Below are 22,235 nucleotides of genomic sequence, written 5' to 3'. Positions count from 1 at the left end.
GGGCGGCCTCGATGGTGGCGTTCAGCGCCAGCAGGTTCGTCTGCTCGGCGATGGCGGTGATGGCCCTCACGACGTCGCCGACCTCCGCGGAGGAGCGCCCGAGGCGGTCGACGATCTCGCCGGTCTCCTGCGCCATCCCCACGGCGCGCGTGGCCACCTCGCTCGCGCCGGCGGCGTTGTCCGCGATCTCGCGGATGGACGCGCCCATCTCCTCGGTGCCCGCGGCCACGGTGGACACGCTGCCGGAGACCCCGTCCACGGCCTGCGACGCCTGCTCGACCCGGGCGGCGGAGTCCCGCGCGTTCGCCGACAGCTGGGCGGAGGTGGCCGTCAGCTCCTCGCTGGCGGTGGCCAGGGCGTCGGCGTTGCCGGAGATGGCGCGCACGGTGCCGGCCATCCCCGCGATGGCCTTGTTCAGGGCGCGCGCCATGTCGCCCACCTCGTCGCGGGTGTCGACGTCCAGGGTGCGGGAGAGGTCGCCGTCGGCCAGCCCCTCGAGGACCTCCACGGTGCGCTCCAGCGGCTTGGAGACCATGCGCGCGATGCCGACGGCCAGGGCCAGCCCCAGCGCGACGGCGGCGACGATGGTGACGACGGTGACGGTCCGGGCGGTCGCGTAGGCCTCGCGGGCGTCCGCGAGGTAGGCGGCGCCGAAGTCGCGCTGGACCACCTTCAGGGCGTCGAGCCGGGTGCGCGCCTGCTCGAAGAGCGCGTCGGCGCGCTCCGCGCGGGCGGCGGCGTACTCGCCGCCGTCGTTGCTGCCCAGGGCGATGGGCACCAGGACGGTGTCGCGCTCCTGGCGCCACTGCGCGACGAGGTCCGCGACCTCGGCGATGGACTCGCCGGTGGCGGCCGGGGCGTCGGGGCCCGCGCCGGCGGCGAGGTGCGCGTCCAGCTCGTCGTCGACGGTCCCCAGTTCGGCGACCAGCTCGGTGACGGCCGAGGCGTCGGTCTGCATGAAGAGCTCGTCGAGCTGGACCAGGGAGCGTTCCAGGCGGACGTGGGCACGCTCGAGCTCGTCCAGGGGCTGGGTGACGTTGACGTCGTAGGCGCTCAGGCGTTCCTGGGAGTCGCTCAGGCGTGCCAGGCCCAGGACGCCGACCACGACGACCGCGCAGCAGACGACGAGGAAGCCCGCCATCAGCTTCGACGCGGTCCTCAGGTCGCGGAAGGCGCCGAGCGGCCCGCGGGGACCGGGGGTGGGCGGGTGAGCGCTGGCCATGGTGGTCCTCCGTCGGACGTCGGCCGTGGACGGCCCGGGGGGTGCGCCGCGCTCGGCAGGTGCTGCCTGTGCCGTGCTCATCGGCACGGGCACCGGGTCGGTTGAGGCGTTCGAGGCGTTCCGCCGGTTCCGTCCGGGGCGCTCCGGTCCGGGGCGCACGGGTGCGGGCGTGGTGGGGTGCCCGCGCCCGGCGCTCGCTAGCGTGGGTGGATGACCGGTGAGCGGGCGGGGGACGGGGCGGACGCGGGCGGGACGGCAGGCGCCGGGCGGCTCGTGGACCTGCTGCGCGACCAGGCGCGCGCCTGCGCCGACCTCGGCTCCCCCCTGTACGCGCGACTGCTCACCCGCGCCGCCGACGACGTCCTGGCCGGTGGCCCGGTGCGCCTGGTGCTCGCCGGGCACGAGGACGACCCGCCGGGTGCGGCGCTGCCGCTGCGGCTGCTGGGCGTCGCGCACCGCCTGGCCCTGTCCGGCGCCGCCCCCGGCTACGCCGCGCACCTGCCCAGCACGGGCGGTGACGGCGACGCGGAGGCCGCCTGGTCGGCGTTGCGCGACCTGCTGGCCGCCTCGGGGGAGGAGGTGCGCGCGGGGTTGCGCACGGCCCCGCAGACCAACGAGGTGGGGCGGGCCGCGGCGCTGCTGGGCGGCCTGCTCACCGCCGTCGCGCAGGTGCGCCCCACTCCCGGCCCGCCCGTGCCGGTGCGGCTGCGGGAGGTGGGCTGCTCCGCCGGGCTGAACCTGCTGCTGGACCGCTTCCGCTACCGCGGTGGCGACGGGCGGGTGCGTGGGCCGGAGGAGTCGCCCGTCGAGCTGGAGGGGGCCTGGGACTCCGAACCGCCGGCGTGGCCGGCGCCGGGTTCCTTCCGGGTCGTCGAGCGCGTCGGCGGCGACCCGGACGTCGTGGACCCCACCTCGGCCGACGGCGCGCTGCTGCTGCGCTCGTACGTGTGGGCGGACCAACCGCACCGCGCCGCACGCCTGGAGACCGCCCTCGAGCTGGCGCGGCGGGTTCCGGTGGACCGCCGCCGGATCGGGGCGGCCGGTCTGCTGGCGGACCTCCGGCTGCAGGACGGGGCGCTGACGGTGGTGCAGCACTCGGTGGTGTGGCAGTACCTGCCCGACGACGAGCGGGAGGCCGCCGAGCGGCGGCTGGCGCAGCTCGGCGAGGCCGCGACGCCCGCGGCCCCGCTGGCCCGGGTCTCCCTGGAACCCGGTGGTGGCGACGCGGGCGCCTTCGACCGCGGGGAGACGGGTTACCCGGTGACCGTCACCACCTGGCCGGGCGGGCAGCGCCGCGTCGTGGGGACGGCTCCACCGCACGGCGTCCCCGTCCGGTGGGACGCCCAGCGGTAGGCCGGGTCCGCGGGCGCCGCCCCCGGGCTCGGGGGCCTCGCGGTCGGGCTCCGGTGATCGCCGCGCGCGACTGGGAGAAAATGCCGTTATCGCGGGTACAAAATCCGGTAAAAAACCCGGTGCGATCCGGCAGCGGAGGGGAACCGGTGTCTGCGCGCCTCCCTACGGTGTGGACGCCGGAACGACGGGTCCCGGCGTCTCGATGGTTTGGAGGAGCGCGTGCGGCGACTGGTCGTGGACGTGGGGCTCGCCGTGCTGGCGGCTGCGGCGGGCGCCGCGCTGGGTCTGGAGCGGGCCGGCACCTGGGACGGCGGCCCGGGCGTCGTGGCCGCCCTGGTGCTGCTCACCGCCGTCCTCGCCGTCGTCTCCACTGTCGAGCAGGCGGTCGGCCGGTGGCGCGCCGGACGGCGGGCCGCGCACCGGGACGTGCTGGACGACCTGCTGCACGCGGTGCTGTGGAGCGTCGTGGACGCGACCGGGCTGGACCCGCGCGAGCTGGCGGTCGCCGCCTACCGGCTGCACCGGCCGGCGTGGCCGGGGCGCCCCGCGCGGTTGCTGCGGCTGCACCGGGTGCGCGCGGGGCGCCGTCCCGCGGCCTCGGGGACGGTCTGGGCGCCCGGCAAGGGCGTGATCGGCCGGTGCGTGGCTGAGGGGGAGGTCGTCGCCGTGGACGTGTCCGCCGCCGAGAGCGCCCTCGGCGAGGTCGACGCCGCCGGCTGGCGGCGCCTCCCCGCGGAGGCGAGGCAGGGGCTGACGTTCGAGGAGCACCGCCGGTTGCGCGGCAAGTACGGCGCCGTGGTCGCCGTGCCGCTCGTGGACGACTCCGGGCCCGTGTCGGCCGTGGTGGGCTGCCTGGCGCTGGACGGCCCCGCGGGCTCCCTGCCGCGCCTGACCGACCCCGTCGTGCTGGGGGTCCTGGAGGCCAGCGGCCGGGCGCTGCGCCGCCTCGAGCTGCCCGCGGCGTCGGCCGCGGCACGCGCCGCGGCCCAGGGCGCTCCGGACGCCGGGTGCCTCGTGCTGCACGCGCAGCTGCAGCGCCTCGACGTGCCGGCCGAACGCGTGCGGGCGCTGACCGGTGAAGGGGTGCCCGGGAGCTGACCCGGGCGGGACCGGCCCTCCACCCGGGGTGGAGGGCCGATCGTGCTCACTCGGCGAGCGGCGAGGGGCCCAGGTCGGCCAGCAGCTCGGCCATCTTCTTGTAGGCCTTGTTGCGGTAGTCGATGAGCGCGGCGAGCTTCTCCGGCTCCAGCTCCAGGAACCCGGAACCGGTCTTGGTGCCGAACTTGCCCTCCGCCACCAGCTCCAGCAGGTTCTGCGGCGCCGAGAGGCGCTCACCGAAGTGGTTCTCCAGGACCTTGAAGCCCTTGGCGTACACGTCCAGGCCGGCCATGTCGGCGATGGCGAACGGCCCGAAGAACGGCAGGCGGAAGCCGAAGGTGGTGGAGACGATCGTGTCGACGTCGGTGGGCGTGGCCACGCCCTCCTCGACGACCGTCATGGCCTCCTTCAGCAGGACGTACTGCAGGCGGTTCAGGACGAAGCCGGGCACGTCCTGCACCTGCGCGCCCTTGCGGCCGGCGCGGGTGAGCAGGTCGTCGATGAGGGGCAGGACGGCCGGGTCGGTCGCCTCGCCGGTGACGAGCTCGACGCCCGGGATGAACGGCGCCGGGTTGGAGAAGTGCACGGTGAGGAACAGCGAGGCGTCCTCGAAGGCCTCGGCGAGCACCTTGACCGGGATGGTGGAGGTGTTGGTGCCGATGATGGTGCCGGGGGTGACGGCCTTCTCGACGCGGGAGAGGACGTCCTTCTTGACGGCCGGGTCCTCGAAGACCGCCTCCTCGACGAAGTGGACGTCGGCGACGGCCTCCTCGATGGAGTCGGCGGGGTGGAACTTCTCCTTCAGCACCTCGGTGCTGCCGGGCGCGAACAGGCCCTGCCCCTCGAAGAGCTCGGACTCCTTCAGCAGGCGCTCGTAGTTGCGCTGGGTCGACTCCTTGTCGGCGTCGGCCAGCCAGACGTCGTTGCCGGCCAGTGCCAGCGACTGGGCGATGCCGCCGCCCATGTAGCCGGTGCCGATCTGGGCGACGCGGGTGATCTTGTCGGTGCGGGGTGCGGTGGGCACAGCGTTCTCCGGTCGTGAGTGGTGGGTGGCCGCAGGAGCCGCGTCGCACCCCGCCGGGGCGGGGTCAGGCGCGGTCGCCGGCCTGCGGGCCGGGGACGTGGTCGGCGGTGCCGCGCAGTTCGGCGATCTCGTCGATCACCGCGCGGAAGTTGGCGACGTCGTGGGCGAAGCGCCCCAGGAACAGGCCGTCGACGCCGTCGGCGACCTGGGTGAACAGGCCGGGGCCTGCGCTGCCGCCGTAGAGGATCCGGGTGGTGCCGCTGCGGTGCGACAGCGCCTCGCGCAGCCGGGTGGTGACGCCCACGACGTGCTCCGGGGGTGCCGGTTCGGTCTGCCCGATGGCCCAGTTGGGCTCGTAGCCGATGGCGACCTCGGCGTCACCGGGCACCTCCTCCAGGGCGGCCAGCACCTGGCTGATCGTGGTGCGGGCCGCGTCCTCGACGTCGATGCGCACGTTCTCGCCGATGCAGATCAGCGGGACCAGGCCGTTGCGGGCCGCCGCGGCGGCCTTGCGGGCGGTGACGATGTCGTCCTCGGCGAACATGCGGCGGCGCTCGGCGTGGCCGATCTCGACGAAGCGGACCCCCGCTTCGCGCAGCGCCGCGGGGGAGACCTCGCCGGTCAGCGCCCCGAAGTCCTCCCAGGAGGCGTCCTGCGCCCCCACCGCCACGGGCGTGCCGCGCAGCAGGTCCACGGCCGTGGTGATGTTGAGGAAGTCGGGGATGACGAACGCGTCCACGCCGCTCGCCGCGACGTCCGGACCGAGGGCCGCGACGTCGGCGAGGTAGCTGCGCGTGCGGGCCAGCGAGAAGTACATCTTGAGGCTGACCCCGACGAGCGGGCGTGGACGGCTGGTCATGGTGCGTGCTCTCCGGTGGTGTGCGGCGGTCTCAGCAGGAGGCGACCGTATCGGCCTCGGCCGCGTCGGACGCGTCGGTGTCGGTCTCGTACCCGCAGATCGCGTCGACCTTGGCCTTGGAGGCGCTGGAGGGGTCGAAGACGTAGCCGAGGAACTCCTTGGCCAGCCGGCGCGCGAGCTCCTTGCCGATCACGCGCTCGCCCAGGGTGAGGACCTGCGCGTCGTTGGAGAGCACCAGGCGCTCGACGGAGAAGGAGTCGTGCGCGGTCGAGGCGCGCACGCCCTTGACCTTGTTCGCGGCGATGGCCACGCCCATGCCGGTGCCGCACACGAAGATGCCGCGGTCGGCCTCACCGGCGGCGATCTTGCGGGCACCGGCCACCGCCACGTGCGGGTAGGCGGTGTCCTCGTCGCCGTTGATGCCGACGTCGATGACCTCCTTCACGCGCGGGTCCTTCTCCAGGTCGGCCTTGATGGCGTCCTTGTAGGACAGCCCGGCCTCGTCGGCGGCGACGACGACGCGCCACTGCGGGCTCTGGGAGGTCTCGCTCACGGTGCTCTCCTCGTTCTGCGGTTTCGTGCCCTCACGATGGGCGTCCACGGTGTTCAACACCCGCCGCCCCCCGGTGTTCCCCCCCACGGTGATCGAGGAGAGCGGTCGGGGAAGGCGCCGCTCCCTCGACCACCGCGGGGCGTGGAGCGGCCGAGGCCGCCGAGGCGGTCGCCGGGCCGCCGTCGGTTAGGCTCGACGTCAGCAAGGTGAGCCTGACCTTCCCTGATCGGAGCACCCGTGTCCCTGCCGTCCCGCCGCACCCTCCTCGCCGGCACGTCGATCACCGGCCTCACGGCCCTGACCGCGTGCTCGTCGGAGTCCGGCGAGGGCTCGGCCAGCGCGACGCCGGACCCGGCGGACGGCGCCTCGGCCGCCACCGTGGAGACCCTCTTCGGCACCGTCGAGCTGCCCGAGGACCCCCAACGGGTCGTCGCCCTCGGCTGGGGCGACGCCGAGACCTGCCTGGCGCTGGGCACCCAGGTCGTCGGCACCTCCGACTGGCTGGCGTTCGGCGGCGACGGCGTCGGCCCGTGGGCCGACGACCTCGTCACCCGCACCCCCGAGCAGCTCGGCACCCTGGAGCTCAGCTACGAGGCGGTCGCCGCGCTGCAGCCGGACCTGATCCTCAACACGCGCAGCGACAACGACCCGGCGAAGCACGAGAACCTCTCCGGGATCACGACGACCGTCGGGCCGCCGCCGGGGACCACCATCCCCTACGGCACCTCCTGGGAGGAGCAGGTCGCCCTGGTGGCGGCCGCCCTGGGCAAGGGGGAGCTCGGCGAGGAGCTCGTCTCGGACCTGCGGGTCCGCTTCGAGGACGTGGCCGCCGCCCACCCGGAGTTCCAGGGCAAGACGGTCACCGTGGGCACCTTCTACTCCGGCGGCTGGGGCGCCTACGTCGAGGGCGACGGCCGCGTGGACTTCATGACCTCCCTCGGCTTCGTGCAGAACCCCGCCATCGCGGACCTGCCCAGCGACAGCTTCTCGGTGTCGCTGTCCGCCGAGCAGCTCTCGCTGCTGGACGCCGACCTCGTCGTGCTGTTCCCCATCGGCGCGTCCGCCGAGGAGATCAGCGCCGACCCGGTGGTGCAGGCGCTGCCCGCCGCGCAGGAGGGGCGCGTGGTCGTCCTCGACGACCAGGACCTCGTCTCCGCGTTCTCCAGCGGGACCCCCCTGGGACTGGGGTACGCCCTCGACAACGCCGTCCCGCTGTTCGCGCAGGCGCTCGGGGCCTGACCCCGCCGGGGACCGCGGGCTCAGGCCGGCAGCAGCAGCCGGCCGTCCACGGCCCCCCGCAGGGTCCGCACCGACACCGTGGCCCAGGCCACGAGCAGGAACCCGTAGAACGCGACGGCGGCCACCGTGAGCAGCGGCAGCCCCGTGCGCTGCGCCAGGCCGCTGGTGGCCGTCACGACGGTGCCGACGGGGAACGTGAAGCTCCACCACGTCAGGCCGAACGGCATGCCGCCGCGGACCGCGCGGGCGGTGAGGACGGCGGCGACGGCCGCCCACAGCAGCGCGAAGCCCCACACGGGCACCCCGTAGAGCAGCGCCGCCGCGTCGGCCACCGCCGCGAACCGCTCCGGCAGGGCGCCGTGGCCGCTGCGGGCCAGCAGCCCCGCAGCGGTCACCGACTGCCCCAGGGGGCCGAGCACCAGCCACAGCGCCGGCACGGCCGCCGCCGCGCCGACCCCGTGGTGGGCCAGCCGCCCCCACAGCAGCGGCAGCACGAGCAGGCTGGCGAACAGCGAGACGCCGAACATCGCCGCGCACACCAGCAGCAGCGTCCGGCGCGCCTGACCGTCCGGCAGGTGCGGCACCAGCAGCGCACCCGTGGCCGCCGAGACCATCGGCGGGACCACCGGCACCAGCCACCCGGCCGACACCGCGCCGGGGCGGTTCTCGTGCCGGGTGAACGCGACGCACGGCACCACGACCGCGCACACCAGCCCCAGCAGGGTGCCGGCGCCCCACAGCACCGCGCCGAGGACCACCGCGGCGCGCGGTCCCACGACGTCGCCGCCGACCAGCAGTGCCCCGGACCCCACGGTCATCAGGGCCATCGGCGGCGCGCCGTAGGTGTGGCTGACGACCGGGTGCGCCAGGTGGGCGCGCGCGGTGGCAGGGTGGCGGGCCCAGTGCGCCGCGGTGGCCGCCAGCAGCAGCACCAGCAGCGCGGCGGCCAGGAGCCACAGCGCGGTGGCGAACGCGCGCTGCCCGGGAACCTGCACGGGCAGCGTGACGGCGGCGGCGGCCACGATGCCGGTGCCCATGACGCACGTGAACCAGCCGGGCGTCAGGTGCGCCACGGCGTCCGCGGGCCGCTCCAGGGCGGGGAACAGCCACCGGGGGTGCGCGGAGGGCCGTTCCGGCGGGCGGGGCGCGGGCAGGTCCGGGCGGGTTCCGAGGTCTGGCACCCCCTCACGCTCGCGCCGGACGGCCGTCCCCGGTAGGCACCGGCGGGTTGTGCACCCACAACCGCGGGTTGTGGCAGGCGGGCGGGCGCTAACGTGCGGGGCGTGCTGTCCCCGCGCGTGCCCGACCTGGACGCGCTCCAGCTCCTGGTGACCGTCGCCGCGACCGGCAGCGTGGGCGCCGCGGCGCGCGAGCTCTCCACCAGCCAGCAGGCGGCCAGCGCCCGGCTGCGGCGCCTGGAACAGCTCGTGGGGTTCCCGCTGCTGACGCGGACCCCGCGCGGCTCGCGCCCGACCCCGGAGGGTTCCCTCCTCGTGGAGTGGGCCGGCCACGTCCTCGCCGCCGCGGAGGTCCTCGACTCCGGCATCTCCTCGCTGCGCGGCGACCGCGCCTCCCACCTGCGCGTGGCCGCCAGCCTCACGGTCGCCGAGCACCTGCTGCCGCACTGGCTGGCGGCGTTCGCCGCCGAGCGGCCCGACACGCACCTCAGCCTCGACGCCGTCAACAGCGAGGAGGTCGCCCGCCGCCTCCTGGCCGGCGCGGCGGACGCCGGGTTCGTCGAGGGCCCGCGCCTGCCCGCCGGGCTGGCCGGCCGGGTCGTGGCGCGCGACCGGCTCGTCCTCGTCGTGCCGCCGGCGCACCCGTGGGCGCGCCGGCGCCGGCCGGTGCCGGCGCGGGAACTGGCCGCCACCCGCCTGGTGCAGCGGGAACCGCTCTCCGGCACGCGCGCCTCCCTGGAGGAGGCGCTGAGCACCGCCGCCCCCGGGACCGCGCTGGCCGCACCGGTGCTGGAACTGTCCTCGACCAGCGCGGTGCGCTCGGCGGTGCTGGCCGGCGCGGGACCGGCCGTGCTGAGCGACCTCGCCGTCGCCGAGGAGCTGCGCGCCGGCCGCCTGGCGGCCGTCGCCGTGGAGGGGCTGGACCTGCGCCGCGACCTGCGGGCCGTCTGGCGCCGGGGGCAGCGCCCCGCCGGCCCGGCCGCCGACCTGCTCGCGATCGCCGCCCGCTCCCGGTGACACCGCCCACCGGTCACCGCCGGGTCGCGTCCGGTGACCGCGCGCACCCGGCGGAGCCGATGGGGGGACCCGGTTTCACGTGCGCAGAAGAAGTGTGGTGAGGTAACCGGCGGCCTGCTCGCCGCCGGCCCTCTCGATCCACTCCTGCGAGGACGTTCGCATGCGCACCGCCGCCGATCTCCGGCTCGACATGGGCGCCGTGGACTACGGCATGCTCCTGTTCTACTTCGTCGTCGTGCTCGGCATCGGGCTCATCGCCCGGCGCCAGGTGCGCACCAGCCTGGACTTCCTGCTGTCCGGGCGTTCCATGCCGGCCTGGATGACCGGGCTGGCCTTCGTCTCCGCCAACCTCGGCGCCACCGAGATCCTCGGCATGGCCGCCAACGGCGCCGAGTACGGCATCGGCACGATGCACTACTACTGGATCGGCGCCGTCCCGGCCATGGTGTTCCTGGGCCTGGTGATGATGCCCTTCTACTACGGCTCGAAGGTCCGCAGCGTCCCGGAGTACATGCGCCGGCGCTTCGGCCCCGGGGCGCACGTCGCCAACGCGATCGCGTTCTCCGTCTCCAGCCTGCTCATCGCCGGCATCAACCTGTACGCCATGTCCCTGGTCATCGAGGCGCTGCTCGGCTGGCCGTCGTGGTTCGCCATCCTCGTCTCGGCCGTGTTCGTGCTCGCCTACATCACCCTCGGCGGCCTCTCCAGCGCCATCTACACCGAGGTGCTGCAGTTCTTCGTCATCGCCGCCGGCCTCATCCCGCTGACCGTCGTGGGCCTGAAGGCCGTCGGCGGCTGGGACGGGCTGCAGGAGAAGGTGGCCGCCGGTGTCGGCGAGGGCCACTTGCACACCTGGCAGGGCACCGGGATCGGGGACGTCACCAACCCCATCGGCGCCGACTGGCTCGGCCTCGTGCTCGGCCTCGGGTTCGTCGTCAGCTTCGGCTACTGGACCACGAACTTCGCCGAGGTGCAGCGCGCCCTGTCGGCGCGGAACATGTCCGCCGCCCGGCGCACCCCGCTCATCGCGGCGTTCCCGAAGCTGTTCATCCCGTTCGTCATCATCATCCCCGGGATGATCGCCGTCGTCACCGTGCAGGGCCTGGGCTCCGCCGGCGGCCCCACCTACAACGACGCGATCCCCGCCCTCATCGGCGAGTACCTGCCCACCGGCGTCCTCGGGGTCGCCGTCACCGGCCTGCTCGCCGCGTTCATGGCCGGCATGGCGGCCAACGTCTCCAGCTTCAACACGGTCTTCACCTACGACCTGTGGCAGGACTACGTGAAGCCCGGCATGCCCGACGGGTACTACCTGAAGGTGGGGCGGGCCATCACCGTCGTCGGCGTCCTCATCGGCGTCTCCACGGCGTTCATCGCCGCCGGTTTCAGCAACATCATGAACTACATGCAGGCGTTGTTCTCGTTCTTCAACGCACCGGTGTTCGCGGTCTTCCTGCTCGGCCTGCTGTTCAAACGGATCACGCCGAAGGCGGGGCTGTGGTCCTACCTCGTGGGCCTGGCCGTCCCGGTCACCATCTACGTGCTCTACACCGCCGACGTCCTGCACTTCCAGTCCGCGCTGGCCGAGACGATGTGGGGTTCCATCTGGAGCTTCGTGTCCGTCGTCGTGGTGGCGGTGCTGGTCTCGGCGTTCACCCGGCCCAAGCCCGAGCGGGAGCTCGGCGGGCTCGTCCAGGGCGTCGGCACCATCGACGTCGCCGGTGACCACGTCGCCGGCGACACCGCCTGGTACCGCTCCCCCGCCCTGCTGGGCGCCGTGGCGCTCGTCCTGTGCGTCGTGCTGTACCTGCCGTTCCTGTGACCGCCCCGAAACCCCTCGGAGGAGACGCCGTGAGCCAGCACGCCAGCGAGGACCTGTCGGGCCTGTCCGAGACCGACCGCCGGGCGGTGCGCTTCGCTCGCCGCTTCGACCTGCGCAACATCATCGGCCTCGTGTTCGCCGTCTACGGCGTCGTCCTGCTCGTCCTGGGCGCCCTCAACGGCGAGCAGGACCGCGAGCAGGCCGCCGGCATCAGCATCAACCTGTGGACCGGCGCGCCGATGCTCGTCGTCGCCGTCGCCTTCTTCCTGTGGGCGTGGCGCTCGCCGCGGCCCGTGAGCGAGCTCGTGCCCGGGCACGGGGAGCCCTCGCCCCGCGTCGAGTGAGCTGAACCGGCCCGCCCCGGAGCCCGGTCGCGCCGTCACCCGGACGGCGCAGCCGGGCTCCAGCGCCGTGCGGGGCGTGCCGATGCCGTGCGCAGCGCGGACGACGGGTCGCGCCTCCACACGGGGACGGGGGACGACGGTGCAGGAACTGCTGGCCGTCGCGTTCGCCGTCTCAGCGGTGCTCAGCGCGACCACGGCCCTCATCGCCTGGCGCCACCGGCGAGCCACCCCCGCCGCCACCGCGCTCACCGGAGTCTGCGCCGCCCTCGCCCTGTGGTCGCTGGGCAACGCCCCGGTGCACCTGCACCTGCCGGCGCTGGTGCACCGCAGCGCCACCTACACCACGTTCGTCGGCGTCCTGGGCTGCGTGGTCGGCCTGTACCTGCTGGCCCGCACGATCGACGACCCGCACCACCGGCCCACCCGCCGCCAGGTGGCCGTGCTCACCGGCGTGCCGCTGCTCGTCCTGGCCGCCGTGGCCACCGACCCGTGGCACCACCTGTTCTTCACCTCGACCGGCTACGTCGGCGACCCGCCCCACTTCGCCGTCGTGTACGGGCCGCTGTTCTGGGCGCACACCGCCTGGTGCTACGGGGTGCTGGCCGTGGGGGTCGGGCACCTCGGGCGCGCCTGGCACCGGTCGCACGCCGCCGTGCGCCGCCAGGTCACCAGCGTGCTCGTGGCCGCCGCCGCGCCGCTGGCGGGCAACGCCGTCAACATCAGCAACCCCGCCCTGTTCGCCGGTCAGGACATCACTCCGCTGTGCTTCACGGTGACCGCGCTCGTCAGCGCGCGCGCCGTCCTGCGGCAGGGGCTGCTGCGGGTGGTGCCCATCGCCCGCGAGGCGGTGCTGGAGACGGTGACCGACTGCGTCGTCGTCGTCGACGCCGGCGGGTCCGTGGTGGACGTCAACCCCGCCGGGCGGGAGCTGCTGCGCCGCTCGCGCCCCGACCTGCCGGACCCGGTCGGGCTCGCGGCGAGCGCCTTCCTCAGCCCCCGCGCCCTCGGCGACCTGCCCGGCCGGCACGTGCGCTACCCGATCGAGTACGTGCCCGGCCTGCACCTGGACGTCGGCGTCACCGCCATCCACGACGGGCGCGGTCGCGGCCTGGGGCGGGTCGTCGTCGCCCGCGACATCACCGAGGTCGTCGAGACGCGGCGGCGGCTGGAGGAGCAGCTCGAGCTCGTCGAGCAGCTGCGCGCGCAGCTGCAGGAGGAGTCCGTGCGCGACCCGCTGACCGGCATGCACAACCGCCGGTTCCTGGACGGGGCGATCGACGCCGCGCTGGGGGCGGCCGTGCGCGGGGGCACGCCCCTGGGCGTGCTCGCGCTGGACGTCGACCGCTTCAAGGCCGTCAACGACACCCACGGCCACGCCGCCGGCGACGAGGTGCTGGTCGCGATCGCCCGCACCCTGGCCGCGACGGTGCGGGCGGCGGACACGGCGGCGCGCACCGGCGGCGAGGAGTTCGTCGTGCTGCTGCCCGGCGCCGACGAGCGTGCGGTGCAGGAGCGGGCGGAGGAGGTGCGCGCCGCGTGCGCCGGTCTCGTGGTCCCCGTGGGCGACGGCGCGGTGGTGCGGCCCACCGTCTCCGTCGGCACCGCCGTGCACCCCGGTCACGGGGCGGACGCGCGCTCGCTGCTGGCCGCGGCCGACCGCGCCCTCTACGCGGCGAAGGCCGCCGGCCGCGATCGGGTGGTCGCGGCCGGCGGCCTGCGCACGGGGTGAGCGCGACGGGTCAGCGCGCGGAGCGCCCGGTGCGCCCGGTGCGCTCGGGCCGCCACACCACCAGCGCCGTGGAGCGCTGCGGTGACGGCGGGCGCTTGCCGACGGGGGTGGCGACGATGTCGCCGGCCATCCCGGCGGCGAAGATGCGGCGCGCCTGCTGGCGCACCAGGTCGATCTCGGCCTCCAGCGCCTCGATGCGCCGGCCCATCGCGGTCACCTGGTTCTCCAGCTCCAGGATCCGCTTGATGCCGGCGAGGTTCACGCCGTCCTCCTGCGACAGGCGCTGCACCTCGCGCAGCTGCGCGATGTCGCGCACGGAGTAGCGGCGCCCGCGACCGCGCGCCCGGCTGGGTGAGACCAGGCCCAGCCGGTCGTACTGCCGCAGCGTCTGCGGGTGCATCCCCGCCAGCTCTGCGGCCACGGAGATGACGAACACCGCTGCGTCCTCGTCGTGGTCGTGGTCGTGCACGCCCTCCACCTCCCCGGTCTCCCCCGGAACCCCGCGTCCTCCCCGACCCCGCGAGGGCCGCGCCCGTTCCCGGGCACGGCCCCCGCGGACCTCCTCGCGACCGCCGCGGTCAGCTGCGGGCGCGGTCGGCCAGACCGGCGCGCGGGTCCTCGCCGGCGGTGGCCTTCGCGAAGGCCTCCACCGCTTCGCGCACCGCGCCGTCCACGCGCTGCGGCACCACGACCTCCACCGCCAGCAGCAGGTCGCCCCGCTCGTCGGTGGAGCGCGAGCGCTTCACGCCGCGGCCCTTCAGCCGCAGCGTCCGGCCCGACGGCGTGCCGGGAGCCACCTTCACCCGGACGGTGGAACCGTCCAGGGTGGGCACCTCCACGGTCGCGCCGAGCACCGCCTCGTCGAACGACACCGGCAGCACCATGCGCAGGTCGTCGCCCTCCCGGGTGAACACCGGGTGGGGCTCGACGTGCACGGTGACCAGCAGGTCGCCGGCGCCGCCCGGGCCGGGCATCCCCTTGCCGCGCAGGCGCACCTTCTGACCGTCGCGCACGCCCTGCGGCAGGCGGGCGTTGACGGTGCGCGCCGGCCCGCCGCGCGGGTCGGGCACCCGCAGCGTGACCGTGGCGCCGTCCAGCGCGGCGCGGAACGACACCCGCGCCGACGCCTCGAGGTCCTGCCCGTGCGCGGGCGGCGGCGGACCGCCGAACGGGCCGCCGAACTGACCGCCCGCCCCGCCGGCACCGCCCTGGTTGAACAGCCCGCCGAGCAGGTCCTCGAAACCGCCCGCGCCGGCACCGCCGGGGGTGCCGAAGCGCGCCCCGCCGGGCGCGCCGCGGCCCTGCCCGAACAACCCGCCGAGCAGGTCCTCGAAACCCGCCCCGGCGCCCGGCGCCCCGGCACCGCCGGCGGAGAACCGGGCGCCGCCGCCGACCATGGCGCGCACGCCGTCGTACTGCCGGCGCTGCTCGGGGTCGGACAGGACGGCGTACGCCTCCCCGACCTCCTTGAACCGCTGCTCGGCCGCCGGGTCACCCGGGTTGGCGTCCGGGTGCAGCGTCCGCGCCTTCTTGCGGTAGGCCTTCTTGACCTCCGCGGTGTCCGCGTCGTGGGAGACGCCGAGCACGGCGTAGAAGTCCTTCTCCGCCCAGTCCTGCATGCTCACCGGCGTCCCCTCCTCCCTGTGGCGTCGATCCTCGGAACTCCCGCGGGGCTCATCCCTGCGGGTCGGCCACCGCGACGCGCGCCGGCCGCAGCACCCGCTCGCCGAACCGGTAGCCCGGCTGCAGCACCTGCACGCAGGTGGCGACCTCGTGCTCGTCCGAGTGGCTGTGCATCAGCGCCTCGTGCACCGACGGGTCGAACGGCTCGCCGTTCTCGCCGTAGCGCTCCAGGCCGAACCGGCCCAGCGTCGTCTCCAGCTTCTCGGCGATCGCGGCGAACGGGCCGTTGAGGTCGCCGTGCTGGCGGGCCAGGTGCACGTCGTCCAGCACCGGCAGCAGCGCCTCCGCCACGCTGGAGAGCGCGGCGTTCCTCGCCACGTCCCGGTCGCGGTCGACCCGCTTGCGGTAGTTGGCGTACTCGGCGTTCAGGCGCTGCAGCTCGTCCAGCCGCTCGGCGGCCAGGGTCTGGGCGGCCTCCAGCTCCGCGTCGGCGGCACCGTCGTCCGGGCCACCCGCGGTCGGCGCGGCCGCGGCGGGATCCGCCGCCTCGGCGGGCTGCTCCGCGGCGGGCGCCGGCTCGCGCAGCTGCCCGGTCTCCGGGTCGATGCGACGGCGGTCGCGGACGACGGTCGGTTCGGGGAACTCCTCCGACATCACTTGTCCTTCTCGTCGTCGACGACCTCGGCGTCCACGACGTCCTCGTCGGAGGGCTTCGTGAAGTCGGGGCCGCTCGAGGCGCCCGCGTCACCGGCGTCACCGGCGGGGGAACCCTCGCCCTGCGCCTGCGCGTACATCGCCGAGCCCAGCTTCTGGCTGGCCTGCGCCACGGCCTCGGTCTTGGCCTTGATCTCGGCCGCGTCCGTGCCGTTCAGGGCGCTCTTCAGCTCCGCGACGGCCTTCTCGGTCTCCTCCTTGCCGTCCGCGGGCAGCTTGTCCGCGTTGTCGGCGAGGAACTTCTCCGTCTGGTAGACGAGGCTCTCGGCCTGGTTGCGGGCCTCGGCCTCCTCGCGGCGCTGCTTGTCCTCGTTCGCGTGGGACTCGGCGTCCTTGACCATGCGCTCGATGTCCTCCTTCGACAGCGCGCTGCCGCCGGAGATGGTCATCGACTGCTCCTTGCCGGTGCCGCGGTCCTTCGCCGACACGTGCACGATGCCGTTGGCGTCGATGTCGAAGGTGACCTCGACCTGCGGCACGCCGCGCGGGGCCGGAGCGATGCCGGTCAGTTCGAACGTGCCCAGCGGCTTGTTGTCGCGGGCCAGCTCGCGCTCGCCCTGGAACACCTGGATGAGCACGGACGGCTGGTTGTCGTCGGCGGTGGTGAACACCTCCGAGCGCTTGGTCGGGATGGCCGTGTTGCGCTCGATGAGCTTGGTCATGATGCCGCCCTTGGTCTCGATGCCCAGGGACAGCGGGGTGACGTCGATGAGCAGGACGTCCTTGCGCTCGCCCTTGAGGACACCGGCCTGCAGGGCGGCGCCGATGGCGACGACCTCGTCCGGGTTCACGCCCTTGTTGGGCTCGCGGCCGCCGGTCAGCTCCTTGACGACGTTCGTCACGGCGGGCATGCGGGTGGAACCACCCACGAGCACGACGTGGTCGATGTCGGCGAGCTTGACGTCGGCGTCCTTGATGACGGAGTGGAACGGCGCCTTGGTGCGGTCCAGCAGGTCCTGCGTCATCTGCTCGAACTGCGCGCGGGTGAGCTGCTCGTCCAGGTGGACGGGGCCGTTCTCCGTCATCGACAGGTACTGCAGGGAGATGCCGGTGCTGGTCGCGGTCGACAGCTCCTTCTTGGCCTGCTCGGCGGACTCGCGCAGGCGCTGCATGGCGATCTTGTCCTTGGACAGGTCGATGCCGTAGCTGCCCTGCACCTTCTTCAGCAGGTGGTCGACGATGCGCTGGTCCCAGTCGTCGCCGCCGAGGTGGTTGTCGCCGGAGGTGGCGCGCACCTGGATGGTGGAGAAGCCGTCCTCGTCCTTGCCGACCTCCAGGAGGGACACGTCGAACGTGCCGCCGCCGAGGTCGAAGACGAGGATGAGCTCGTCCTCCTTGCCCTTGTCCAGGCCGTAGGCCAGCGCGGCCGCGGTGGGCTCGTTGATGATGCGCAGGACGTTCATGCCGGCGATCTCGCCGGCCTCCTTGGTGGCCTGGCGCTGCGCGTCGGAGAAGTACGCCGGGACGGTGATGACCGCGTCGGTGACGGCCTCGCCCAGGTAGGACTCGGCGTCGCGCTTGAGCTTCTGCAGCACGCGGGCGCTGATCTCCTGCGGGGTGTACTTCTTGTCGTCGATCTCGACGTTCCAGTCGGTGCCGACGTGGCGCTTGACGGAGCGGATGGTCCGGTCCACGTTGGTGACGGCCTGGCGCTTGGCGATCTCGCCGACCAGGACCTCGCCGTTCTTGGCGAACGCCACGACGGACGGGGTCGTGCGCCCACCCTCGGCGTTGGCGATGACCGTCGGCTCGCCGCCCTCCAGGACGGAGACGACGGAGTTGGTGGTACCGAGGTCGATGCCGACCGCACGTGCCATGGTGGTGGATCCCCTTCTCGACGGTTGAGCCTTCTTCGCTCAAGTCTGCGGACCTCGCCGGATCTGTCAACCCGGGAGTCACCTCACTTGAGCCCACTCGGCTCAACTGACGGGACGGCGGCCGTGTTCCCGTGTCCGCCGACCGGTTCGGAGCGGGCTCGGGAGTGGGCTAAGGTCTACGACGCCACGCAGCACCGGCCCGGCCGGAGCTGCAGGCGTGCGGACGTAGCGCAGTTGGTAGCGCATCACCTTGCCAAGGTGAGGGTCGCGGGTTCGAGTCCCGTCGTCCGCTCAGCGAGCACCGCGAACGCCCCCGGGCCACCAGGTCCGGGGGCGTTCGCCGTCCCGGCCCCCTCGGCACGAACCCCCCGCGTGCCGGGCCGGTCCTTCACTAGGGTCGGGCGGGTGAACTCCCCCGTGCGGCAGCTGCCCCTGCGCTTCTCCCCCTCCTCCCGCGCCGGCGAGACCCACACCAACCTCTCCGCCGTCCGCACCGACGGCGAGCACCTGTGGGTCGCCGGCGACGAGACCGCCACCGTCGAGCGCCTCACCGCGCAGCGCTCCGCCGACGGCGAGGTCACCGGCTACGCCGAGCAGGTCACCGTGGACCTCGCCGACCTCGTCGACCTGCCGGCCGGCGGCGAGGAGGAGGCCGACCTGGAGGGCATCGCCCGCAACGGCCCCTGGCTGTGGGCGATCGGCTCGCACAGCCTCAAGCGCAAGAAGATCCGCGACGACGACTCCGACGCCAAGGCCCGCAAGCGCCTCGGCAAGGTCGTGCGCGAGGACAACCGCTACGTCCTGGTGCGCCTGCCGATCGACCCCGCCACCGGCCTGCCCGCGCGCAGCGTCGAGGTCGACGGCGAGGAGCTGACCGCCGCCGTGCTCGGCGCCCACGACGACGCCCTGACCGACCTCCTCGCCGACGACGACCTCATCGCCCCGTTCCTGCGCATCCCCAGCAAGGACAACGGCGTGGACGTCGAGGGCATCGCCGTGCACCACCGCGACGACGGCGAGCTGCGCGTGTACGTCGGCTTCCGCGGCCCCGTGCTGCGCGGGTGGGCCGTCGTCGTGGAGGTGCGGCCCGAGACCCACCCGAAGCACCCCGACCGGCTGGAGCTGACCCGCTTCGGCGACGGCCCCGGCGAGGGCGAGCGCTACCGCCTGCACCTGCTGGACCTGGGCGGCCTCGGCGTGCGGGACCTGTGCCCGCACGGGGAGGACCTGCTGGTGCTCGCCGGGCCGTCGATGAGCCTGTCCGGGCCGGTGCGCGTGCACCGCTGGGTCGGCGCCTGCGCCGCGGACGGCGCCGAGGTCGTGCGCCCCGACGAGCTGCCCGTGGTGCTGGACCTGCCGCACGGTCGGGGCGAGGACCACGCCGAGGGCATCGCCGTCCTCCCGCCCGACGCTCACGGCACCGGCCACGACGAGCAGCTGCTCGTCGTGCTCGACTCCCCCGCCGCCTCCCGGCACACCGGCGACGGCGGGATGCTCGCCGACGTGTGGGACCTGCCGCCGGCCTGAGCGGCGGCCGCCGGGCCGGGCGCACCGGCCCGGCGGCGCTCAGCGCAGCGCGTTCACCACGAGCGGCACGGCCAGCACCAGCACGCCCACCAGGACGCACACCGAGTCCGCCCGACGCCACGGCGCCGGCAGCGCCCACGTGCGTGCCGGGCCGTCCGGCGCCGCCCCGCGCGCGTCCATCGCCACCGAGACGCGGCCGGCGCGGCGCACCGCGTCCACCAGCAGCCCGAACGCCGTGGACGCCAGCCACCGGCCGCGCGAGAGCGGCCCGCGGCCCGGCCCCAGGCCGCGCGCCCGCCGGGAGGCGGCCAACTGCTCCCACGCGTCGGCCAGCGCGCTCAGCTGACCCAGCGCCGCGACGACGGCGACGACGACGCGACCGGGCAGCCGCACCCGCTGCGCGAGGTGGTCACCGGCCTCGGCGGGGTCCACCCACGCCAGCAGCACCGCCCCCGGCAGCACCAGCACGGCCAGCCGCAGCGCGGCGGTCAGCGCGGCGAGCAGCGGGTCGCCCTGCCCGGGCTCTCCGAGCAGCCACGCCGACCAGCCCACCGACAGCGCTCCGACCGCTCCCGGCAGCAGCCGGGCGGGCAGGGCCCGCCAGCGCTCCACGACCAGCGGCAGGCACAGCACCTGCGCGGTCAGCGCCGCGGCGCCCGCCACCCACGTCGTCACGGCGAAGGACGCCGGCACGGCCAGCAGCGAGACCACCAGCAGCGACAGCGGCCCGCAGTGCCGCACGAGCGGTCCCGGACCCGCGCTGCGGCGCTGCGCCGGGGTGGCGGGCACCCCGTCGTCCACACCGTGCACAGGTGCACCCACAGGGTTGTCCCCAGGGATGTGCACACCGCTGTGGACAGAGCCGTGGACAACGTCGCGGGCGGCGGTGGACGACCGCGGCGCGGCGCTCACGACGCCCTCCCCGCGCCCACGGCCCCCGCGGGGGTCCGCGCGGGCGGCCCGGCGACCCGGTGCCCGCCGACCCGGCGCCCCGCGTCCAGGTGCACCGCGGCCGTCCCGGCGGGGTCCACCGCACCGAGCAACCGGTCGTCGTGGCTGCTGACGACGACGGCGGCGCCGTCGCGGGCCGCCGCGCGCAGCAGGCCCACCACCACCGACCACGTGCGCCGGTCCTGACCCACCGTCGGCTCGTCCGCCAGCAGTACCGCCGGGCCGGCCGCCAGCGCACCCGCCAGCGCCAGGCGGCGCTGCTCCCCGCCGGAGAGCCGGAACGGGTCCACGTCCGCGCGGTGCGCCAGGCCCAGCAGCTCCAGCAGGGCGTCCGACCGGTCGGCCCCCAGACCCAGCGCCGCGGCCGTCGCGGCGGCCTCCGCGCGCACCGAGGGACGCACGAACGCGTGCTCCGGCGTCTGCGGCACCCAGCCGGCGCGCGCCGCCAGCTCCCGCGAGCGCCACCGCCACGGCTGCGGGCGCAGCCTGGCGGCCAGCGCGGCCGCGGCGCGCAGGTCCCCGGCGGTGGGGCGGGTCAGCCCGGCGAGCACGCCCAGCAGGGACGACTTGCCCGACCCGCTGGCACCCGTCAGCGGCGTCACCCGCCCCGTCGGCACCGCCACGTCCACACCGGTCAGGACGGTCGCGGGCGCGGCGGGCCGCAGCCCGCGCCGGCGGCGCACCAGACCCAGGCCCTCCCCCACCAGGGCGTCGCCGCCCACCCGCGGGCGCGGGGCCAGCAGGCCCGCCGGCACGTCGGCCGGGGCGGGGTCGGGCGCGCCGGGCAGCCACAGCTCGCCGTCACCCGCCCCGCCGCCCGCCCCAACGGCGAGCACGCGCCCCGGCGGCCCGTCGGCGGCGGGACGGCCGTCCCGGCCCAGCAGCACCACCCGGTCCACGTGCGGGGCCCACCCGGCGAGGTCGTGGTCGACGACGACGAGGGTGCGGCCGTCGGCCGCCTCGAGCACCGCGGCGCGCACGGCGTCCGCGGTGGGCGCGTCGAGCATCGACGTCGGCTCGTCCAGCAGCAGCAGACCCGGCGCCAGCGCCAGCACCCCGGCCAGCGCCAGGCGCTGGCGCTCCCCGCCGGAGAGGGTCACCACCTCGCGCTCGCGCCCGGCGGTGAAGCGGGCCGCGGCGTGGGCGCGCGCCACGCGCCGCCACACCTCCTCGCGGGCCAGGGCGAGGTTCTCCGGGCCGAACGCGGTGTCGCGCCCGGCGGTGGTGGCCACGACCGCGTCCTGCGGGTCCTGCAGCAGCAGCCCCGCCACCCCCGGGCGGGCGCCCTCGCCGCCGACGAGGACCTCACCGGTGGCGGCCGGCTCGCCGCCCGGGCCCTCCTCCACCACCCCGGCGAGGGCGCGCAGCAGGGTGGACTTGCCCGAGCCGCTGGGCCCGGCGAGCAGCACCCGCTGCCCGGCGGGCACGTCGAGGTCCACGCCGGACAGCACCGGCCGGGCCGCGCCCGGCGGGGTGACGCTCAGGCCCCGCACCCGCACTCGCAGCGCGGCGGGTGCGGCACGGGTGAGCTCAACCACGGGCGCGGTGCTCGTGGCCCGCGGCGAACGCGGACAGGGCACCGGCGCGCGCCAGCGCCCGCACGACCGCCCACCCGCCGAGGCCGGCGATCAGGGCACCGGAGACGGCGAAGAGGCCGAGGTAGACGAGCTTCCAGTCGAAGCCCCACGCCGACCAGTAGGCGAACCACTCGTAGACGGACTCCAGCGACGCCGCCAGCACGCCGCCGAGGACGGCGACGCCGAGGCTCCAGCGCCGCCACAGGAACAGGGCGACGGCGATCTCGACGCCGAGGCCCTGGATGCCGCCGGAGACGAGCACGCTCGCGCTCCACCGGGTGCCGAGCAGCGCCTCGACGCTGGCGGCGACCATCTCGGCGAGCAGCGCGGCACCGGGGCGGCGCACGACGAGGGCGCCGACGACGGCGGGCAGCAGCCACACGCCGCTGACGAGGCCGGCGACGGGCGGGAAGAGGGCGAACAGCGGGTCGAGGGCGCTGTAGGCGAAGTGCCAGCCCCAGAAGACGACGCCGAACGCGACGCCGAGGACGGCGGCGGTGACGAGGTCGACGGTGCGCCAGCGGCCGGCGGGCCGGCGGGTGCGCGTCTTGACGGTGGTGCTCACGGTGACCTCCCGGGTGCAGGAGG

At 75.3% G+C, this 22,235-nt stretch carries 20 protein-coding genes and 1 tRNA gene; 9 read left to right on the top strand and 12 right to left on the bottom strand.

Annotated elements, in window-relative coordinates; all coding sequences use genetic code 11:
- The coding region (locus MN205_RS02655) for a methyl-accepting chemotaxis protein (protein ID WP_242124048.1) at nt 1-1,222 on the bottom strand (1,222 nt) is incomplete at its 3' end.
- A gap of 210 nt (nt 1,223-1,432) precedes the next feature.
- Here MN205_RS02655 and MN205_RS02650 point away from each other — a divergent pair.
- Entirely contained in the window at nt 1,433-2,575 is a 1,143-nt protein-coding gene (locus tag MN205_RS02650; RefSeq protein WP_242124046.1) for a DUF2332 domain-containing protein, read from the top strand.
- Between the two features lie 219 nt (nt 2,576-2,794).
- Entirely contained in the window at nt 2,795-3,673 is an 879-nt protein-coding gene (locus tag MN205_RS02645) for a hypothetical protein (RefSeq protein WP_242124044.1), read from the top strand.
- 46 nt (nt 3,674-3,719) lie between these two features.
- On the opposite strand, the gene MN205_RS21440 is transcribed toward MN205_RS02645, so the two are convergent.
- The 3 genes from MN205_RS21440 to MN205_RS02630 form a co-directional block, all read right to left on the bottom strand.
- Entirely contained in the window at nt 3,720-4,697 is a 978-nt protein-coding gene (locus MN205_RS21440; protein ID WP_242124042.1) for a 3-hydroxyacyl-CoA dehydrogenase family protein, read from the bottom strand.
- 64 nt (nt 4,698-4,761) lie between these two features.
- Complete coding sequence (locus MN205_RS02635) at nt 4,762-5,556, bottom strand: triose-phosphate isomerase family protein (RefSeq protein ID WP_242124040.1); 795 nt, start codon at nt 5,554-5,556, stop codon at nt 4,762-4,764.
- A 31-nt stretch (nt 5,557-5,587) separates the two neighbouring features.
- Complete coding sequence (locus MN205_RS02630) at nt 5,588-6,109, bottom strand: ribose-5-phosphate isomerase (protein WP_242124038.1); 522 nt, start codon at nt 6,107-6,109, stop codon at nt 5,588-5,590.
- Nucleotides 6,110-6,352: 243 nt separating this feature from the next.
- On the opposite strand from MN205_RS02630, the gene MN205_RS02625 reads away from it, so the two are divergent.
- Entirely contained in the window at nt 6,353-7,348 is a 996-nt protein-coding gene (locus MN205_RS02625; RefSeq protein ID WP_255817696.1) for an iron-siderophore ABC transporter substrate-binding protein, read from the top strand.
- 20 nt (nt 7,349-7,368) lie between these two features.
- Here MN205_RS02625 and MN205_RS02620 read toward each other — a convergent pair whose 3' ends face one another.
- On the bottom strand, nt 7,369-8,529 hold the full coding sequence (locus MN205_RS02620) for a TDT family transporter (RefSeq protein ID WP_242124035.1): 1,161 nt from the start codon (nt 8,527-8,529) through the stop codon (nt 7,369-7,371).
- Nucleotides 8,530-8,622: 93 nt separating this feature from the next.
- Between MN205_RS02620 and MN205_RS02615 the strand changes: the two genes are divergently transcribed.
- From MN205_RS02615 to MN205_RS02600, 4 genes are all read left to right on the top strand, one after another.
- Nucleotides 8,623-9,543, top strand: a complete 921-nt coding sequence (locus MN205_RS02615) for a LysR family transcriptional regulator (RefSeq protein WP_374115815.1) — start codon at nt 8,623-8,625, stop codon at nt 9,541-9,543.
- Between the two features lie 160 nt (nt 9,544-9,703).
- The gene (locus MN205_RS02610; RefSeq protein WP_242124031.1) at nt 9,704-11,365 is read left to right on the top strand and encodes a sodium:solute symporter family protein; all 1,662 of its coding nucleotides are present in this window, start codon (nt 9,704-9,706) and stop codon (nt 11,363-11,365) included.
- A 29-nt stretch (nt 11,366-11,394) separates the two neighbouring features.
- Nucleotides 11,395-11,709, top strand: coding sequence for a hypothetical protein (locus tag MN205_RS02605; protein WP_242124029.1), 315 nt, complete (start codon nt 11,395-11,397; stop codon nt 11,707-11,709).
- A 139-nt stretch (nt 11,710-11,848) separates the two neighbouring features.
- Nucleotides 11,849-13,438: a diguanylate cyclase gene (locus MN205_RS02600; RefSeq protein WP_242124027.1), complete on the top strand. Its 1,590-nt coding sequence runs from the start codon at nt 11,849-11,851 to the stop codon at nt 13,436-13,438.
- Nucleotides 13,439-13,448: 10 nt separating this feature from the next.
- Here the strand turns inward: MN205_RS02600 and MN205_RS02595 are convergent, their stop codons facing one another.
- The 4 genes from MN205_RS02595 to dnaK form a co-directional block, all read right to left on the bottom strand.
- Nucleotides 13,449-13,838 carry a heat shock protein transcriptional repressor HspR gene (locus MN205_RS02595; RefSeq protein ID WP_374115817.1) on the bottom strand — a complete coding sequence of 130 codons (390 nt, stop codon included), beginning with the start codon at nt 13,836-13,838 and terminating at the stop codon, nt 13,449-13,451.
- Nucleotides 13,839-14,016: 178 nt separating this feature from the next.
- Nucleotides 14,017-15,063 (bottom strand): DnaJ C-terminal domain-containing protein, encoded by a 1,047-nt coding sequence (locus tag MN205_RS02590; protein WP_374115814.1) that lies wholly within the window; start codon nt 15,061-15,063, stop codon nt 14,017-14,019.
- Nucleotides 15,064-15,112: 49 nt separating this feature from the next.
- Nucleotides 15,113-15,715, bottom strand: coding sequence for a nucleotide exchange factor GrpE (grpE, locus tag MN205_RS02585; protein WP_242124025.1), 603 nt, complete (start codon nt 15,713-15,715; stop codon nt 15,113-15,115).
- A complete protein-coding gene (dnaK, locus tag MN205_RS02580; RefSeq protein WP_242124023.1) occupies nt 15,715-17,592 on the bottom strand; it encodes a molecular chaperone DnaK in 1,878 nt (625 codons plus the stop codon). The genes grpE and dnaK overlap by 1 nt, the downstream gene beginning before the upstream one ends.
- Nucleotides 17,593-17,811: 219 nt before the next feature.
- Here dnaK and MN205_RS02575 point away from each other — a divergent pair.
- Both MN205_RS02575 and MN205_RS02570 read left to right on the top strand, forming a co-directional pair.
- Nucleotides 17,812-17,884: transfer RNA gene (locus tag MN205_RS02575), tRNA-Gly, on the top strand.
- 113 nt (nt 17,885-17,997) lie between these two features.
- A complete protein-coding gene (locus MN205_RS02570) occupies nt 17,998-19,119 on the top strand; it encodes a DUF3616 domain-containing protein (RefSeq protein WP_242124022.1) in 1,122 nt (373 codons plus the stop codon).
- Nucleotides 19,120-19,158: 39 nt separating this feature from the next.
- On the opposite strand, the gene MN205_RS02565 is transcribed toward MN205_RS02570, so the two are convergent.
- From MN205_RS02565 to MN205_RS02555, 3 genes are all read right to left on the bottom strand, one after another.
- Nucleotides 19,159-19,908, bottom strand: coding sequence for an energy-coupling factor transporter transmembrane component T (locus MN205_RS02565; protein WP_242124020.1), 750 nt, complete (start codon nt 19,906-19,908; stop codon nt 19,159-19,161).
- A 119-nt stretch (nt 19,909-20,027) separates the two neighbouring features.
- On the bottom strand, nt 20,028-21,608 hold the full coding sequence (locus MN205_RS02560) for an ATP-binding cassette domain-containing protein (protein WP_242124018.1): 1,581 nt from the start codon (nt 21,606-21,608) through the stop codon (nt 20,028-20,030).
- A complete protein-coding gene (locus MN205_RS02555) occupies nt 21,601-22,212 on the bottom strand; it encodes an ECF transporter S component (protein ID WP_242124016.1) in 612 nt (203 codons plus the stop codon). The genes MN205_RS02560 and MN205_RS02555 overlap by 8 nt, the downstream gene beginning before the upstream one ends.
- Between the last annotated feature and the right edge of the window lie 23 nt (nt 22,213-22,235).

The sequence above is a fragment of the Kineococcus sp. TRM81007 genome (assembly GCF_022669155.1).
Taxonomy (GTDB): Bacteria; Actinomycetota; Actinomycetes; order Actinomycetales; family Kineococcaceae; genus Kineococcus.
This window is presented reverse-complemented; position numbering and strand designations above follow the sequence as displayed.